Here is an 18,239-nt window from a genome sequence, read left to right as displayed (position 1 = left end):
TGGAGTTAATTAACTCAACTCCAGCATTCTATTAATTGGCTTAACAGCTTCTTTAGCTATCTCAGGATCAACCTCAATCTGAGGGCTCATAGTCTTTAAACAGTTATAAACCTTTTCGAGTGTATTCAATTTCATGTAATTACACTCATTACAACTGCATTCTAAGCCACTCTCGCTTATTTCTGGAGGCACAGGGATAAATTCCTTATCAGGACAAGTACGTTGCATCTCGTGCAGAATACCAGCCTCTGTAGCCACAATAAACTGCTTTTTATCGCTCTGCTGGGCATAGTTCAGCATCGTAGCTGTACTTCCCTTTACTTCGGCCACAGCCAATACAGGTGCCTTGCACTCCAAGTGTGCCATCACTACTGCATCGGGATATTGCTTCTTAAGTTCCAGAATCTTAGATACTGAGAAACGCTCGTGCACATGGCAACCACCATTCCAAAGCAACATCTGTCGACCTGTTACCTCATTGATATAGTTTCCAAGATTATAGTCTGGACCAAATATCAGCTTAGCATCCTTTGGTAACTGATCAACTACCTTCTTAGCATTTCCACTGGTTACTACCACATCAGTTAATGCTTTAACAGCTGCTGTGGTATTTACATAACTTATAACCTGATAACCAGGATGCTCATCCTTAAACTTCTTCAGGTCTTCGGCCTTACAACTGTCGGCCAGCGAACATCCAGCTGCCAGATCAGGACAAAGCACAATCTTATCGGGCGATAGCAGCTTACAGGTTTCGGCCATAAAGTGCACACCACACATAACCATTACTTTCGCATCAGTCTCTGCTGCCTTACGCGCCAAAGCCAACGAGTCACCTACAAAATCGGCGATATCCTGAATATCACCAATCGTATAATAGTGAGCCAGGATAATGGCATCCTTCTCCTCACACATCTTACGAATCTCAGCTTTCAGCTCCTTTGTTGTCAACACCATATTATTTTTATATTTCTTTTTTTATTTATTTCTTAAAAATAGAATAAGTAGTATGATATGCCGTGAATATCTTGATAACTTTTTAGCGTTTTTATTGTATAATTGACTATTAACTACAAAAAATCACTTATTAACCATTACTGTTAATTCTTTCTGTCTGATAATGAACCACTAAGCATACTTATCCACAATTTCCAATTTCGGTGCAAAATTAATAAGTTTATTATTTATTTCGGCATAAAAGTGTGGAAAACTTGCGAAAATATACGTAATAAACCTGTGGATATCCTCAAATGTAAGGGTGGAGGGTATAATTAACAAGTTATTAACATGGTTATCCACACACTTATCAACAGGTTTTTCCACAATTATTTGGTAGTTTGTTTTCTATGTAGTAACTTTGCAGGCAGAATGAAGAAATTACGTACAATAGAAATGGAGCGTCTGACTGTTGACGAGTTTAAGCAGGCAGACAAGTTGCCACTCATTGTGGTGTTAGATGATGTGCGATCAATGCATAATGTGGGTAGTGTTTTCCGTACGGGTGATGCTTTCCGTATCGAGGCCGTTTATCTTTGTGGTATTACCAGTACACCACCTATGGCCGAGATTCATAAAACAGCTCTTGGCGCCGAGGATAGTGTAACATGGAAATACTTCGATACGGCACTTGAGGCAGTTGAGACATTAAAGGCTGAAGGCTATGAAGTTTATTCTGTTGAACAAGCTCATGGTTCAACCATGCTTCAGAACTTTACACCTATTAATAATAAGAAGTATGCTGTGGTGTTAGGCAACGAGGTAAAAGGTGTTCATCAGGAAGTCATCGATGCTTCGGATGGTTGTTTAGAAATACCTCAGTTTGGTACCAAACACTCCATGAATGTATCAGTAACAGGTGGCATCATCATCTGGCATTTTGCAAAAAATATCATTCTTTAGTAAAAAAGTTGTTGCTTTGATGTCACATTTCTAAACTTTCTGCGTATTAATGATAAAAGCAACAAAGAAAAAGAATGACAACTGACGAGTTTAAACAACAGGCAGAAGGGCTTAGGCTTCAATTAATCAGTGTGGCTCAGAAATATCTGGGCACTACTGATGAGGCTGAGGACATCGTACAGGATACGATGGTGAAGCTCTGGCTGATGCGCGAACAATTGAAATCGCCTATTTCAGCTTTTGCCTGCATGGTTACTCGCAACCTATGTATCGATTGTCTGCGCAGAAAGCATCCCACAGTAGATATCACCCAATTATCTTGCGAAGATGATCTGAGCGATGATGGCGAGCAGATAGAACAGATGCTACGCGTTATCGACACACTTCCTTCTACACAGCGAACCATTCTGCGTATGCATCATCTACAAGGTATGAAAACCAAGGAGATTGCTATCGTGCTTGGCTCAACCGAGGTGGCTGTGCGTAAAACGCTGAGTAGAGCCAGATCGATGGTACGTAAACGCTTGATAGCTATATTCGCAGCCGCATCGTTACTGATAGGCATATCGATGGTAACAGTTCATGTGCTGAAAGTAGAAAGCAGCGATGAATGTGTGGCTTATGTATATGGTAAGAAATATACCGACCAGCAGACTGTTTTGGCTGAGATGAAGAGAACGATGGGCGAAATGACTGAGGATAATACTCAGAATGAGATAGAACAACAGTTGAACGATTTATTTAGCAATTAAGAGATATGAAACGAGTATTGATGATTATCACAGCGTGTTTTTCGATGCTGATCTCCGTCGAGGCGCAGAGTGGACTGCACATAGCACCACTCTTCGAGGGGAAAATCATCCCCCAGCAGCGAATGGTAGAAACGAGGGTAAAAGGAAAGATGCTCTCCAAATATCAGCTCACTCTCTTCCGTAGTGTGCGTTTCAATGCCAACACTAAGCAGGAGATAGCTCGTGTGCACGATCTGATAGAACTGGATAAGAAAAAGTATCCTAGCAATATCTATTCTGATAACTACTCAAGTACCAAGAGTCGTTCAAAGGAAACCTTGATGCTACAACTGTCCAAAGAGGGCAACCACAACCGTTTTCTATGCTATAAACGAAATAACGAGGAGGTTACGGTTATCTATATGGAAGGTACGCTTAATTCGCTGGATACATTACGAGAATTAATTAAATAAAGATATAACGATATGAAAAAGCTATTTATTCTTTTCCTCTTGGCTGTTTCGGCCACAGTAAATGCAACTACAGTTGCAGATAACGACACCCTGACCATTCTTAAACCTCAGAAGGTACGTATCATCACTGGTGATTCAATCCAGAAAGTAAAAGTTTACGGACGTGAGAATGATGGTAAGTACACCTACGAAAGTAAAATTCTGTTGGTTGACTCTAACTATGTGAGCGAGACCAGTATTAATAAAGATACCTGGAACTTTGATTTTGTAAAGAAACATAGCAGAGGTACAGGTTATCCATTAAAAACTAATAATGCCAGTATGCGTTTAGCTGTTGGTCTTACTTATGGTGCAAATGCAAAATACAACAGTTCACAGTCGGTAGGCAGCTCATGGGAAATCATGTGGACCATTATGGAGTGGGAGAAATTTAAGTACGGACAGCACAATGGATTCTCAATAGGCTTTGGTGTTGATTGGCGTAATTTTCGTATCGATGGTCGTCAGTATTTTTACAAAGCCAATGATGGTATGCTGTCAGAGCAGAACTATCCTGCAGGCTATGAGGCCGATTTCTCGCGTATAAAGGTGTTCAGTCTGCAGATTCCTGTGATGTGGAAGTATCGTACCAAGAAAACAACTTTTGGCTTAGGTCCTGTCATCAATTTCAATACCTATGCCAGCATTAAGAATAAATATCGCGATGCTGATGGCAATAAACACAAGGATGTATATAAGCAGATTCACCAGCGTCCTATCACAGTGGATATCATGGGCGAGGTAAGTATCCATAACTGGATTAGCATCTATGCCAAATACTCACCAATGACAATTTTGAATTCTACCTATGGCGATGGTATTAATTTCCACCCCGTATCGTTTGGCGTATATTTCTGATGCTGTTTAGGTAATAATAACAAAGAAATCCCACAGAAGTTTTGTTTTCTGTGGGATTTTTCGTAATTTTGCAGCCAAAATAATAAATACGTATTTAAGGAAATGGAAAACAAGACTTACAAGCGTACGACTGTAACGTCGGCGCTACCATACGCTAATGGCGGCGTACATATCGGACACCTGGCTGGTGTATATGTACCTGCTGATATCTATGTGCGTTATCTTCGTCTGAAGAAGCGCGAGGTATTGTTCATCGGCGGAAGTGATGAGCATGGTGTGCCCATTACCGTTCGTGCCCGTAAAGAGGGTATCACTCCTCAGGATGTAGTTGACCGCTATCATAAGATGATTAAGGATTCGTTCGAGGAGTTTGGTATCTCGTTCGATATCTATAGCCGTACTACCAGTGAGACTCATCATAAGTTTGCTGCCGAGTGGTTTAAGAAACTCTACGACGAGGGCAAGCTGACTGAGGAGACTACTGAGCAGCTGTACGACGAGGAGGCTAAGCAGTTCCTGGCCGACCGCTATGTAACTGGTGAATGTCCTCATTGCCACAACGAGGGTGCCTATGGTGACCAGTGTGAGAAGTGCGGACGCGACCTTTCGCCAACAGAGCTGATTAATCCAAAGTCAACAATCTCTGGTTCTACTCCTGTACTGAAGAAGACCAAGAACTGGTATCTGCCTTTGAACGAGTATCAGGATTGGTTGAAGCAGTGGATTCTGGAGGAGCACAAAGAGTGGCGTCCCAACGTATATGGTCAGTGTAAGAGTTGGCTCGATATGGACTTGCAGCCACGTGCTATGACTCGCGACTTGGATTGGGGTATCCCCGTACCTGTAAAGGATGCAGAAGGAAAAGTACTCTATGTTTGGTTCGATGCACCTATCGGCTATGTATCAAACACCAAGGAGCTTTGTGAGAAGGAGCCCGAGAAGTGGGGCAACTGGGAGAAGTGGTGGCAGGATGAGGATACTCGTCTGGTTCACTTCATCGGTAAGGACAACATCGTGTTCCACTGTATCATCTTCCCTGTAATGATGAAGGCTCACGGTAAGTATATCATGCCTGATAACGTACCTGCCAACGAGTTCCTGAACCTTGAGAACGATAAGATTTCAACCTCTCGTAACTGGGCTGTATGGCTCCACGAGTATCTGGTTGATATGCCTGGTAAGCAGGATGTATTGCGCTATGTACTGACAGCCAATGCACCTGAGACAAAGGATAATAACTTCACTTGGAAGGATTTCCAGGATCGCAATAACAACGAACTCGTAGCTGTTTACGGTAACTTCGTAAACCGTGCCCTCCAGCTCACCAAGAAGTACTGGAACGGTGTGGTTCCTGCTTGTGGCGAGTTGCAGGATGTAGATAAGCAGGCCCTTGAGGAGTTCAAGGATGTTAAGGCTAAGGTTGAGGCTCTGCTGGAACAGTTCAAGTTCCGCGATGCTCAGTTCGAGGCTATGAACCTGGCTCGTATTGGTAACCGCTATATCACAGAGTGCGAGCCTTGGAAGGTTTGGAAGACTGATCCAAAGCGTTGCGAGACTATCCTGAACATCTGCTTGCAGTTGACTGCTAACCTCGCTATCGCTTTTGAGCCATTCCTGCCATTCAGCAGTAAGAAGCTTCGCGAGATGCTGAACATCAGCAACTTCGAGTGGGAGCAGCTGGGTTCTACCGATCTCCTGGAGGCTGGTCATCAGCTGGGCGAGCCTGCTCTGCTGTTCGAGAAGATTGAGGACGAGGTAATCCAGAAGCAGCTGGATAAGCTGGAGGCTACCAAGAAAGCCAACGAGGCTGCCGCCTACAAGGCTGCTCCAGTCAAGGATACCGTTAGCTTCGAGGAGTTTGAGAAGCTCGACATCCGTGTAGGTCTGGTTAAGGATTGTCAGAAGGTTAAGAAGAGCAAGAAACTCCTGCAGTTCACCATCGACGATGGTTCTGGTACCGATCGTACCATCTGCTCGGGTATTGCTGCCTTCTACGAGAATCCTGAGGAATTAATTGGTAAGCGTATCCTCTTTGTGGCCAACTTTGCTCCACGTAACATGATGGGTATCGAGAGTCAGGGTATGATTCTGAGTGCCGTTGATGCCGACGAGAGTCTGAGTGTGGTTACAACCACTAAGGATGTAAAGCCAGGAAGCCAGGTAGGATAATATCTGTTCAATGGATGGAATCATTGAAGGAAAAAACAGCTAAGGGCCTGTTTTGGGGTGGAATGAACAATGGCGTTCAGCAATTGCTCGGCCTCATCTTTGGTATCATTCTGGGTCGTTTGCTTAATCCTTCCGACTATGGTCTTATAGCTATGATTACCATCTTTTCGCTGATAGCAACCGCTTTGCAGAATAGTGGTTTCTCTACAGCGCTGGTTAACGAAAAAGAACCAAAAGACAGTGACTATAATGCTGTCTTTTGGTTCAATATTTTTATGGGTGGCGTTATCTACTTAACGCTTTTCTTCTCAGCACCATTAATAGCTGATTACTATGATGAGCCCAGATTGGTTGCTTTATGTCGTTATGCCTTTATTGGGCTGTTATTCAGTTGTAGTGGTGTAGCGCAGGCAGCTTATCTTTATAAGAATCTCAGAGCCCAACAACTGGCCAAGGCCAGCATTACGGCTACCATCCTATCCAGTAGTGTGGCTGCTGTGATGGCTTGGCAAGGTTTTTCTTATTGGAGCTTGGCCACTCAAACTAACCTCTTTATTTTGATATCTACCCTGCTGCGCTGGCATTATAGCGATTGGCGCCCTACGCTGAAGGTTGATTTTTCGTTTATCCGTAAGGCATTTCCGTTCAGCGTAAAGATTCTGATTAGCGATGTACTGACACAAGTTAATAACAACGTGATGAACATGTTGCTGGGTCGTTACTTTAGCGCACATGATACTGGCAACTATAACCAGGCCTATCAGTGGAACAACAAGTGTACATCGCTTATCCAAGGTATGGTAAAGCAGGTAGATCAGACGGTGCTGGTAAGCGTAAGGGATGATCGCGAGCGCCAACTGGCTGTACTGCGCAAGATGGTACGTTTTGCTGCATTTATCTCGTTCCCTTTGTTGTTGGGATTCGGCTTGGTAGCTAAAGAGTTTATTGTGCTGGCCATTGGCGAGAAGTGGCTCATATCAGCACAATATCTGCAGTGGATATGTGTGTGTGGTGCTGTGCTACCTATCAGTACTTTAATGGCAGATTTCCTGATAAGTAGAGGTAAGTCAGGTACGTTTATGGGCTGTACGTTAGCGTTGGGTTTGCTTCAGATTGTAGCCATGCTAACGCTTTACCCCTATGGTATTGCCACGATGGTTAAGACTTACGTAGTACTTAATTTGGCTTGGCTGTTTGTGTGGTTTTTCTTTGCCTGTAGGAACACCAGCTATACTTTGTTGCTGATGCTGAAGGATATCATGCCTTTTGCGTTGGCTGCTGCAGGTGTGATGTTTGCTACTGGTTATATCACCTCGTATATTGGAAACTTGGTGCTACTACTCATCAGCAGATGTATATTGGCAGCTGTACTCTATTATGCTGTGATGCGCCTGGCTGGTGCGCAGATACTGAAGGAGACTACAGATTTTATGATGAACAAAATTAAAAAACAATAAGATATGAACTATGCTTTGATTATTGCCGGCGGCTCTGGAAACAGAATGGGACAGGATATTCCCAAGCAGTTTATCAACGTTTACGATAAGCCTGTACTCATCTATACATTGGAGAGTTTTCAGCGTCATCCTATGGTAGATGCTATCGAAGTAGTTTGTCTTGATGGCTGGCATGAGGTGCTTTGGGCCTATGCTCGCCAGTTTAATATTACCAAGCTTCAGGCTGTTGTAGCTGGTGGAAACAGTGCTCAGGAGAGCATTCGTAATGGTGTGTACGACTTAGAGAGCAAGGCTTCTGACGATGACATCATCATTATCCACGATGGTATCCGGCCCCTGGTGGATGATACCGTACTTACTGATGTTATCCAGAAGGCTATGCAGTATGGTAATGGTGTAACATCGTTGCCTTATAATGAACAGATATTCATTGTAAATCCTAACGATCAAACAACCACTAAGCAGTATATTCCTCGCGAAACCTTGCGACGTGTATCTACACCTCAGGCCTATCAGTTCAAGAAGCTTGATGCTGCCTATCACGAGGCTTTCGAAAAAGGCATAGGTATTCATGGCTCGTCTTATACAAATACCATGATGGTAGAATTGGGTGAGACGCTGCATTTTGCTGCAGGTTCGGATAAGAACATCAAACTTACCACCAAGGATGATCTGGAAATGTTCAAGGGTTATATGAAAATGGATAAGGACACATGGCTGAAGTAACATCAATGTATAAGCAGCATCCTCTTTATCAGGAGGATTTGGAACGTATCACTCAGTTGGGTGATATCAACCGTCTCTATGGCAAATCGTTTATGATTTCTGGTGCTACAGGTTTGATAGGCGTTTGCTTGATAGATGCTTTGATGCATCTGAATAAGAAAGGCGCTAACATTACTATTTATGCCTTGGGGCGTAGTCGCGAAAAAGCGGCCTTGCGGCTTGGTGAATATTTTGAGGATAACAATTTCCACTTTGTGGAGCGCGAAGCCTCAGAGTCGCTTTTAGAGTTGCCCAAGGTTGATGTAATTATTCCTTTGGCATCTAACACCCATCCATTAGCTTATTCAAAGTATCCCATCGAGACTATCAATATTAATGTGAAAGGTGCTGAACAGGCGCTCGAGAAAGCTTTGGCTTGTAATGCGATGGTGCTCTATCCATCAACAGTCGAGGTGTATGGTAATGCTCGTGGTGATGATGATTTTACTGAGGATTACACTGGAATGCTGAACTTAGCTACTTCGCGTGCCTGCTACACAGAGTCAAAGCGACTGAGTGAAGCTCTCTGTCAGTCGTATATTGCTGAACGTGGTGCTCAGGTTAAGATTGTAAGACTGAGCCGTGTGTTTGGTCCTACCATGCTGATGAGCGATAGTAAAGCCTCGTCGCAGTTTATCCAGAAGGCTTTGGCTGGCGAGAATATCGTACTGAAGAGTAAAGGCGAACAGCTATTCTCTTACACCTATGTGGCTGATGCTGTAGGAGCTATGCTGCATGTGTTGCTGCATGGCGAGGAGGGTGTAGCTTATAATATTGCTAACGAGGCCTGCAATGTGCGTTTAAAGGACTTTGCTCAGCTATGTGCTGAGTGGGCCGATAAGCAGGTGGTATTCGAGTTGCCTTCAGAAACAGAACAGAAGGGCTTTTCGATTGCAATGCGTGCCGTACTTGATAACAGCCGCCTGAAAGGATTGAATTGGCATCCTCAGTATGCGATGAAGGATGCTGTGTGTCGTACATTATCAATATTAAAGTCATGAATAATCCTTATCTGCAGAAGTTCAAGGAACAGCAACTGCGTGCCTGCCAGCTGAAGCAGTTGTCTATTCTCGAAGAGATCGACCGTATCTGTAAGAAGCATCAGATTGGCTATTGGCTTGATGGTGGTACACTATTAGGTGCTGTTCGCCATGGGGGCTTTATTCCCTGGGATGACGATATCGATATTGCCATGCGTCAGGAGGATCTGGACCGTTTTGTGAGTGTGGCACCATCCGAACTTCGTGAAGGTTTATTCCTGCAGACACCACAGATTGAACCGCAATCTAAAGAGCCTATCGTAAAGGTTCGCGATCTGAATTCATTCTATGTTGAAGGTTCAGACAACTTTGCGGCCGACTATCAGAAAGGTCTTTATGTTGATATATTCCCAATGGTAGATTATCCTACGCTGCCCAAAAAGTGGGTTAAGCGTATTACATTGGGTATTTCAAAGAGTTATTCTATCCTGCACAAGTCGCATTATTATTCATTTAATGCATTTGCTGAGTTCTTCTGGTTTGGTGCCAAATATGCCGTTAATAAGTGCCTTTGGAGTTTGCTTTGCGCCGTTCGTCCTAAGAACGTGTATCTGTCGAATATCCTGATTAATAATGGTTATGGCATTATGCATCGCCAGGATTCTGTTTTCCCATTGGGTACTATTAACTTCGAGGGGAAATCATTTAGTGCGCCATGCAATTCTGATGCTTACCTGAGCGATCTTTATCGTAACTACATGGAGATTCCGCCCAAAGAGAAGCAAAAGATTCATTCTGTATTCATTATGCCCGAACTAATATGAAACAACCCGCTAAGACTGATATTGCTGTTCTGCTGCTGTTCTTTAATCGTGCAGATACTTTCCGCCAGGTTTTCGAGGCGGTTAAGGAGGCTCGCCCCTCAAAGCTGTTTCTCTATCAGGATGGTTCTCGTGGCGAGCGTGATATGGCTGGCATAGAGGCTTGTCGTGCGATTGTGAGCGATGAGAACATCGACTGGGAATGCGAGGTGCATCGTATGTATCAGGAAAAAAACTATGGCTGCGATCCTTCTGAGTATATCTCGCAGAAATGGGCTTTCTCTATCGTAGATAAGTGCATGGTGCTTGAGGACGATGATGTGCCTTCACAGTCGTTTTTCCCTTTCTGTAAGGAGATGCTTGATAAGTACGAGAACGATGAGCGTATCAGTATGATTTCGGGCTTTAATATCGATGAGGTTACTGAGGATTGTCCTTACGATTACTTCTTTACCTCAACGTTTGGCATTTGGGGCTGGGCATCGTGGCGACGCGTTATCGATCAATGGGACGGTCAGTATTCATTCCTCGACGATGCGTATAATATGGCACAGCTAAAGGCTTTGGCCGAGCAGCGCAAATACAGAAAGGATATGATTAAGATGTTCACCAATCATCGTGCTACTGGCAAGGAGTACTACGAGAGTATTTTCTGGGCATCCATGCTGTTTAATTCTGGTCTGGCTATTCTGCCTTCAAAGAACCAGATAAATAATCTGGGTTTGATGGCCGATTCTACGCATTTCACCGCTTCGGCCAAGACCACACCCAAGCGCTTCCTTAAAATCTTTACCATGAAGCGTTATGAGTTGGAGTTTCCGCTTAAACACCCCAGATATGTGATTGAGAATGTAGGTTATAAGGATAGGCTGTACAAGATTCTTGCATGGCGCCATCCTTTAACCAAAATCAGCTATTCGTTAGAGGAGTTGTGGCTTAATATCCGATACGGCCAGTTTGGCAATATCTCGAAAGCTTTTACACGCCGCATCCGAAAGTGGTTAGGAACAGAAAAGCATGCCTGATATTGAGGCATACTTTTTTCGTTATATGATAGCTTTGATAGGCGATAACAGGAAATTGGTCAGCAGGTAGCCATTATATATTAATAGGTATATAGTCATAGCTGCCACTATCCATCTTAGCCAGCTTGTTTGTACAGTTTTAAACAGATAGGCTGTAGCAATGGGCAGTACAAATGCCCAGTGTGGCGTCATGATATATATCTCGTTAAGGCCGAAACCTAAGCCGATGTGTATCAGCATGTCGAAGGCAAAACCAGACAGGCAGAGCCAAAGGAAACGGCTTTTACGCCCCATCCACACGCCTATCACAAAGAACAGCAGTATAAGTGCTTCGATGATATAGCTGAATGCCCAGTTGTAACGTACAAATACAGGACGATGAACCAGCACATCTTCTAAGAAATAATCCTGATGGAACTGCAGCGACTCGCCAAACAGGTTCTCGTAGGTAGATTGCCAGCGCGATGTAGAGATGTCTGTCCACTTCAGGAAGCCGTAATTCTCCATAGGCTTACCAGTCTTGGCTGCCTGGCGCTGCAATACCTTATCGCGACGGGCTTTCTTGGCCTCGTACTGCTCTTTCTGTTCAGCAGTCATCTGGGCCACACGTGCCTTTTGCTGTTCTGCTTTCTTTGCTTTCTGTTCTGCGCGTGCCTTTTCTTTGGGCAGCACATACGTGCGATACTCCCATTGTGCTGTCCCCCACAGCAAGGCAGCTGGCAGGATAACAGCCAACAACAGATATTTAGGACGGAAGAAATCGCGCAGATTCACAAAGAATCCTGATAGGAAAACCTTCACGCCATTGCTCAGAGTAACACCTGCTGTGATGTAGAACAGAATGGCCGATTGCCACCACTTAAACTCGCGACGTTTCTTAATACACACACCTGAGATATATAGGGTGATGAGCAACAGAAACATCGATATGGTAAAGTGATCGGGTACGATGGCAGCCATCAGGATATAAGCCATCGAGAAGAAGTAAGCCGTGAGCAATGTAGCATCCTTGCGCTCTAACTCTATCACCTCGCGATGAATGCGATACAGGAAGATATACGAATAATAGGTGCAGAAAATAAGGAATGCTGCTACCAGATACTGCACGCAGTTAACGCCAAACAGCCAAGTGAGTCCCTCGTTAATAACCCACAGCGGCCATATCATAAACGAAAGCAACGGATGGCGGTACACCTGATATACCACATCCCAGTTGGTTACGCCAAGATAGGTAAGCGGGTCGTAGCCCGACAGATGCAGCTCGTGTTCGAAAGCCTTCCAATAGGGGCCGAAACCTGGCTGCATAAACAATTCGTGCATGCGGAAGATAAACATAGCGTTGAGGGCTATGATAACCATGAGAGCAATTGCTGACTGCCAGCGCTCTTCAGGTTTAATCTTGAATATCTTAAGTGGATTTCTCATTGTCTGAATGGTTTAAAATATGATTCATCGGCAAATGCCAGCATTTCTTTATCGCCACGACTATCGCCAAAGGCAGTCAGGTGATAATCCTTTCTGTCGGGAAAGAGGGTCAGGATACGGTTCACCTTCTCCTGACCATAGCAGTTCTTGGTAAGAAAGCGTCCTGTCAGCTTACCATCAATCACTTCAATCTGTGTGCCCAGCACTTTTACATCAGCAAAGAAAGGCTGCACCCAGTTATCGATAGACGCACTTACTATCAGCACCTCCGAGCCTTTGTTCTGGGCCTGCTGTATGGCCTTGATGCCTGCAGGGCGCAGTAGATGCCTGGATGAGGCTGCAAAGGCTTGGCAGAGGGCGTTAAAATCCTCGAGCTTCATATCCTTGAAGAAATAAGTAAACACCTTTTGTTTGGCTTTCCAGTTAGGATAGAGCCCCAGTTTCATCAGCACCAGCAGATGGGCATAGCGTGCAAAGCCCCATCCAAAGGCCATTGTGCCCTTGGCATAACGGATAAACTCTATCAACGTATCCTTGGTTGTCAGCGTTCCGTCGAAATCGAAAGCGTATATCTTCTTCATACTCTAACGATGAGTTTCAGTATCTTTTGTAGTGCCCATGCCAAAGGGATGGTAATCACGATGGTGAGTAAGGCCGTAAGCCAGTATCCCAGATGGTAGGGGATGAGGTAGGTCATCACAAAGTGATCGTGTATCAGATAGGCCTCCAGACTGAGGGCGCCAAAGAAAGCGCAGAAGCTGTTGAACCATCGCGGTGTGCGACGGAACACACGGTTCAGCATCATAATCAGCGTGATGGTAAATGGAATGTATATCATACGCTCTACAAACAGGGGAAATCGTCCGTGCGAAATCTGCTCCAGATACACACACGAACTGAAGGTGGTCAGAAAGATAGTAAGTATCATCCATATGCCGGCTCCATCTATCTTGGTTTGTTTACGTACCAGTTCGCCGCAGTTTATGCCGATAAAGAAGATGGGCACGCGGCTCCAGAATATCTCGATATGTCCTACAGCCTGATGCAAAGGGGCTATCCATTGCACCCAGATGCACCATAGAATCATAACTACAGGCATCCATCGGTAAACGGTATGGTGCTGAATCAATCGCATGTAGGGTGGGGCCCAGAGGTAGAGCATCATAATGGCTGGGATATACCAGAAGGTGAGTTCGTCGTGCAACCAGAAGTCCCAGTTAATGGCGATGTCGCCAATCAGGTCGATATAATCGCCATTTGTCCAGTCGAATCGTGGCAGATAGAAGAGCGATGCCATCACCAGCCAGGCAGGATAAATACGCAGCAGGCGGCGCTTGTAGAACTGCCACAAAGCAGGATTCTTTACCCACGAGAACCAAAGACCGATACCGCTCAGGAACAGGAACATATCTACACCCACATTACCGCATCGCCTCAGGCCGAAGAACTCGTTACTACGAGCCAGCGGCACGTGGAACAGGATGATGAACAGCATAGCTGCTCCCATCAATTCAGCGCGATAACGGCTAATGTTGGCCAGTTCTATATCCTTTATCTTCACAGTTTGGGACTTGGCAGTTGGTCTATCAGCTTCTTGAATAACCACGAGAGGAACAGCGTTGCAACCACGTAGAGCAGCAACCCTGCATACATATCATCATAAATATAAGGTCGCACAATGATTTTTCGAATCAGCGGATGGGCCACAAAGATGGCTGACGAGATACCGCCCAGCCAAACGCTGTACGACAGCATCCACTCGGGCATTACTTTTACAAGCGCAATGGTGCCAACAACGATAAATGCAGGCACCCATAGCCAGCCTTGGAAGTTTGAACTCAAAGCTACGATGAGGGCAACAGCGAGTAATAAGGCTATAATATATTCCCAGTTAGGGAATATTTTGTTCCCAACGTGGGAATGTTTTGTTCCCAACGTGGGAATAATTGTTGGTATTCTAGCTGCCAGCAAGCCTAAGCCAAAGGGCAGCACGCCGCCAATCAGATTATATCGTAATCGCTCCAGCAAAACAGCATCGTCCTGGCAGGAGAGTTGCCACAACCAGCACAGAACTATCATACCTGCAACTACACCCCAATGGCGCCAGCGATAAAGCACTAATCGATAGAAAATGTAAAGCTGCAAGGTAATGCTGAAGTACCAGTAAGGACCAGGCCAAACCACATGCGAGGGATCCTCGAACAGGTTGGCAAACATGCCCAGCATACCTACTACCTCAGTCCAAGCATAGCGGTGCATGCCTGGGGTGATGGCATCGAGCAGGATAAAGGCCACAAAGCCTACGATAAAAATGCGGAACAACTTAAGATAGTTGTAGCGTACAAATCGCCACAAACCTATCTCAGGTAACTTGCCCTGTTCGTATTTCTTAACCAGTCCGTAGCCACTCAGAAAGAGGAATACGGGCACACCATAGTGTCCAAAGAACGACACCAGATGCATGGGTAACTGTTCATCGGGATTAAGAGTGAGGCGCCACAGCTCATCGAACTTGAATTGTTGCCAGGTGTATTCGTTCTCTCTCACAATGCCCCTGAGCCAGTGGCAATAGTTGTGCAGCATGATGGCCAGGATGGCAACACCACGCATGGCAGAACACTCTTTTCTTGATAACAGTTCTTTCATTGTTTCTTTAACTGGTTATAATCTGTTACGCCTTTCAGGATACGTGGGCGTTTGGTGTCGTAAGCCGGACTCACGATGTTATACTGCTCGTGGTAGAGTGGCGAGGCAATACCGCCAAAGTACATCAGCAGGTGTGGCAGCACATCTGTCATCATCGGACGGTTTCTGGCCTCCTGGATAGCAGCCCAGCCGTATGGGTGGTTTTCGCGATACTTGGGCGAACCCCATATCCAGAACGGAATCTCCATCTCGTTACGGGCCAGGCGGTAATCGATGTTGGCACCATGCATACGTCCGTACATATATGGTTCGCCATCAAATATCTCCTCGGCATGGTCGGGCATGTAGATTACTACAGCATCCTTATCGGCAAAGCGCTGTGTAACAGCCCACACAATCGAGTCGTTATAACGTACAGAGTTGTCGTAATCGGCCAGAATCATACGCTGTTTCTTGGTGAGTTCAGGACGATTGTACATATCCTCTTTCAGATACTTATGGGTAGCATTCTGAGGATAACGCGACTTGTACATCAGGTGCGAACCCATCAGATGCAGAATAATCAGATTATGCTCCTTATCTTCCTTCTTCAAGCGGTCGTACTCCTGCAGTACGCCCTCGTCGTAGGGATAAAGGCGGGTGTTACGTGTATCAAACAGCTTTTTGCTCAGATCAGGATTGTTCAGGAAGAAACCTCCGCTGAAGTCGTAAACAGCCTCGTTAGCCTTCGACTGGAACTGGTTGGTGATAAATGTAACGTGATAGCCTGCCTTACGGAATACTTCTGGGAAGAGTGGCTTATCGCACCATTCTTCCTTTTCGCCGATGGCCTGCAGCGACAGGATGTTCTTGAAAACAAAACTGGTAAGATTCCAAGGTGCTACCACATCGGTAAATGGTACCAGCGTGCCTTCCTGTGCCAAAGCCTTCTGCTTAGGTGTGGTTGGCATGTTATAGCCATATAGTTGCGAGTGGTGCTTGTTATAGCTCTCGCCGATAATCAGAACGATGTTGGGCACACGATAACTACAGCTATCTATCTGCACCTTCTCGCTGGCAGCTTCGAGCTGTACCAACTGGTTGTCGGCCAGGTGGTTGGCGTACATGCTGAATACCAATCGGTAGATAGGTACATAGAATTCGGCCTTATCCTTACGCGTAAGCTCGTGCTCCATTTGGCCCACGGTGGTGTGGGTAAACATGCGGTGCATAGCCTCTTTGTTAGGCCAAACAAGTGTTATACAAGAGCAGAGTGCCCAAGCTACGATTACACCTACAATGGCGTTGTAACCCTCGATAACAATGGGGTTCATCTTGGGCAGAATCAATCTGTTGCTGATATGTCTGGTTGTTCGGCGAATAACCGTCCAAGCGATGTGTATCAGCGCCAGAAGCAATACCCATCCTACCTTTGATGTGACTACATCCCATGTAATGTAGCCACGCAGAAACTCGCTGGCCTCCTGACCTGTGGTTTCGTTAGCTAGCATGAGCATGGTGGGGGTAAGAGTTGATTCAAAGCGTACATAGCAGTACATATCCACAATGGCTGTGGTGTAGAGCAGGATGTAGAGCAGCGCTCGCACCCAATAACGAACCTTTCGGGGTATCAACGTAAGCACTACGCATACGACGTAGATATCCAGAAACAACTCGGGTTCGGATAACTGGTATGGTTCGGCACCTTTGCCTATCAGGTAGACAGGCATCAGTTCCAGTTGTGTACAAATCATTCCCAGCGCAAACATGAACACAAAGAATGCGCTGTTTTTCTGGATGGGCATAAATAGGGCCCCAATCCATTTTAATGGGTTTATTTTCAGTCCTTTAAGCATAGAGTTCGTGTTCCTTTATGTATTCAGCCACAGCCTTTGGTACCAGATGATCGATGGTCTTGCCTGCCTTGATACAATCGCGTATTTCGGTGCTCGAAATGTCGATGAGGTCGAGTCCGTCAATACCACCTTCGCAACCTCTACGTGGATAAACGATAATCTGGTACTGATTTCGGATATCATCGGCACGATACCACTTATCAAACAGCGCCCAGTTGTCGCCACCAATCATCAACACAAACTCGCGGTCGGGATAATCACGCTTCAGGGCCTCGAGTGTGTTCCAGGTGTACGAAGGTTTGGGCAAATTCATCTCGTAGTCGCTGGCAATGATGCCTGTTTCGCCTTCAACAGCCAATCGGGCCATCTCCATGCGTATCTGGTCGTCCAGCAAATCGGCTTGGGCTTTCAGGGGATTCTGTGGTGAAACCATCAGCCACACTTCGTCGAGCCCAGCTTTTTCACGAAGCTGACGAGCCAACGAAATGTGACCGTTATGAATGGGATTGAACGATCCGCCAAAAATCCCCGTTCTTATCATTCGATATCTAAAAAATCCTTGATTATTTCCAAAGCATCAGCCTCGGCATATTCCAACATGTCGTTGATAACAATCTTATCGAACTTATCGGCAAACGAGAGTTCGAACTCGGCACGGGCAATACGCTGATCGATAACCTCGGGGGCATCAGTAGCACGACCTTCGAGTCGTTTACGCAATTCGTTGATAGATGGGGGCTGGATAAACAGGCTAAGTGCCTTGTCGCCGTAGAATTTCTTGATGTTTACGCCACCTTTAACGTCAACGTCGAACACCACGTTCTGTCCAGCTTCCAACTGGTTCTCAACCTGCGATTTCAGCGTGCCGTAAAAGCGGTCGGTATATACCTCCTCGTACTCTAGGAATTCGTCGTTCTCAATACGCTGGCGGAATTCCTCTGGTGTCAGGAAGAAATAGTCTACTCCGTTCTGCTCTGTACCGCGAGGAGCTCGCGATGTGCACGAGATAGAGTAGGCCAGATTCAGTTCCTTATGCTCTCTCATCAGCCACGAGATGATAGTACTCTTGCCTGTGCCCGATGGAGCCGATATGATAATTAATTTACCTTTTGCCAT

The 18,239-nt window shown here is 45.4% G+C and carries 18 protein-coding genes; 10 read left to right on the top strand and 8 right to left on the bottom strand.

Annotated features, from left to right (window positions below; translation table 11 throughout):
* Positions 1-9 precede the first annotated feature (9 nt).
* Positions 10-957, bottom strand: coding sequence for a quinolinate synthase NadA (gene nadA / locus T500_RS0100195; protein ID WP_028906430.1), 948 nt, complete (start codon positions 955-957; stop codon positions 10-12).
* Positions 958-1,368: 411 nt separating this feature from the next.
* Between nadA and T500_RS0100190 the strand changes: the two genes are divergently transcribed.
* The 10 genes from T500_RS0100190 to T500_RS0100145 all read left to right on the top strand — a co-directional run bounded on the left by T500_RS0100190 (position 1,369) and on the right by T500_RS0100145 (position 11,217).
* A complete protein-coding gene (locus T500_RS0100190; protein ID WP_028906429.1) occupies positions 1,369-1,899 on the top strand; it encodes an RNA methyltransferase in 531 nt (176 codons plus the stop codon).
* Positions 1,900-1,973: 74 nt separating this feature from the next.
* Positions 1,974-2,651 carry an RNA polymerase sigma factor gene (locus tag T500_RS14785; RefSeq protein ID WP_051611791.1) on the top strand — a complete coding sequence of 226 codons (678 nt, stop codon included), beginning with the start codon at positions 1,974-1,976 and terminating at the stop codon, positions 2,649-2,651.
* 5 nt (positions 2,652-2,656) lie between these two features.
* Entirely contained in the window at positions 2,657-3,103 is a 447-nt protein-coding gene (locus T500_RS14780) for a DUF6108 family protein (protein WP_155267372.1), read from the top strand.
* Positions 3,104-3,115: 12 nt separating this feature from the next.
* Complete coding sequence (locus T500_RS0100175; protein WP_028906428.1) at positions 3,116-4,000, top strand: hypothetical protein; 885 nt, start codon at positions 3,116-3,118, stop codon at positions 3,998-4,000.
* Positions 4,001-4,102: 102 nt separating this feature from the next.
* Positions 4,103-6,169 carry a methionine--tRNA ligase gene (gene metG, locus T500_RS0100170; protein WP_028906427.1) on the top strand — a complete coding sequence of 689 codons (2,067 nt, stop codon included), beginning with the start codon at positions 4,103-4,105 and terminating at the stop codon, positions 6,167-6,169.
* A gap of 14 nt (positions 6,170-6,183) precedes the next feature.
* Positions 6,184-7,626, top strand: coding sequence for a lipopolysaccharide biosynthesis protein (locus T500_RS0100165; RefSeq protein ID WP_028906426.1), 1,443 nt, complete (start codon positions 6,184-6,186; stop codon positions 7,624-7,626).
* Between the two features lie 3 nt (positions 7,627-7,629).
* A complete protein-coding gene (locus tag T500_RS0100160; RefSeq protein ID WP_028906425.1) occupies positions 7,630-8,352 on the top strand; it encodes a 2-C-methyl-D-erythritol 4-phosphate cytidylyltransferase in 723 nt (240 codons plus the stop codon).
* Positions 8,340-9,392 (top strand): NAD-dependent epimerase/dehydratase family protein, encoded by a 1,053-nt coding sequence (locus T500_RS0100155; protein ID WP_028906424.1) that lies wholly within the window; start codon positions 8,340-8,342, stop codon positions 9,390-9,392. The genes T500_RS0100160 and T500_RS0100155 overlap by 13 nt, the downstream gene beginning before the upstream one ends.
* Complete coding sequence (locus T500_RS0100150) at positions 9,389-10,195, top strand: phosphorylcholine transferase LicD (RefSeq protein WP_028906423.1); 807 nt, start codon at positions 9,389-9,391, stop codon at positions 10,193-10,195. Before T500_RS0100155 ends, T500_RS0100150 begins: the two co-directional genes overlap by 4 nt.
* Entirely contained in the window at positions 10,192-11,217 is a 1,026-nt protein-coding gene (locus tag T500_RS0100145) for a hypothetical protein (protein ID WP_028906422.1), read from the top strand. Before T500_RS0100150 ends, T500_RS0100145 begins: the two co-directional genes overlap by 4 nt.
* A 21-nt stretch (positions 11,218-11,238) precedes the next feature.
* Here T500_RS0100145 and T500_RS0100140 read toward each other — a convergent pair whose 3' ends face one another.
* Genes T500_RS0100140 through gmk form a run of 7 tightly spaced genes read right to left on the bottom strand, consistent with a single transcriptional unit; the run spans position 11,239 to position 18,239 of the window.
* Entirely contained in the window at positions 11,239-12,642 is a 1,404-nt protein-coding gene (locus T500_RS0100140) for a DUF6080 domain-containing protein (RefSeq protein ID WP_028906421.1), read from the bottom strand.
* Positions 12,639-13,223, bottom strand: a complete 585-nt coding sequence (locus T500_RS0100135) for an HAD family hydrolase (RefSeq protein WP_028906420.1) — start codon at positions 13,221-13,223, stop codon at positions 12,639-12,641. The genes T500_RS0100140 and T500_RS0100135 overlap by 4 nt, the downstream gene beginning before the upstream one ends.
* The gene (locus T500_RS0100130) at positions 13,220-14,203 is read right to left on the bottom strand and encodes an acyltransferase family protein (protein WP_028906419.1); all 984 of its coding nucleotides are present in this window, start codon (positions 14,201-14,203) and stop codon (positions 13,220-13,222) included. The genes T500_RS0100135 and T500_RS0100130 overlap by 4 nt, the downstream gene beginning before the upstream one ends.
* Complete coding sequence (locus tag T500_RS0100125; RefSeq protein ID WP_036908074.1) at positions 14,200-15,288, bottom strand: acyltransferase family protein; 1,089 nt, start codon at positions 15,286-15,288, stop codon at positions 14,200-14,202. The genes T500_RS0100130 and T500_RS0100125 overlap by 4 nt, the downstream gene beginning before the upstream one ends.
* Positions 15,285-17,123: a phosphoethanolamine transferase gene (locus T500_RS0100120; protein WP_028906417.1), complete on the bottom strand. Its 1,839-nt coding sequence runs from the start codon at positions 17,121-17,123 to the stop codon at positions 15,285-15,287. The genes T500_RS0100125 and T500_RS0100120 overlap by 4 nt, the downstream gene beginning before the upstream one ends.
* Complete coding sequence (gene nadD / locus T500_RS0100115; RefSeq protein WP_028906416.1) at positions 17,116-17,664, bottom strand: nicotinate (nicotinamide) nucleotide adenylyltransferase; 549 nt, start codon at positions 17,662-17,664, stop codon at positions 17,116-17,118. Before nadD ends, T500_RS0100120 begins: the two co-directional genes overlap by 8 nt.
* Positions 17,661-18,239, bottom strand: coding sequence for a guanylate kinase (gene gmk, locus T500_RS0100110; RefSeq protein ID WP_028906415.1), 579 nt, complete (start codon positions 18,237-18,239; stop codon positions 17,661-17,663). The genes nadD and gmk overlap by 4 nt, the downstream gene beginning before the upstream one ends.

The sequence above is a fragment of the Xylanibacter ruminicola Ga6B6 genome (assembly GCF_000687715.1).
Classification (GTDB): domain Bacteria; phylum Bacteroidota; class Bacteroidia; order Bacteroidales; family Bacteroidaceae; genus Prevotella; species Prevotella ruminicola_B.
The sequence above is the reverse complement of the archived record's forward strand: the minus strand, read 5'-3'. Positions and strand labels throughout refer to the sequence as shown.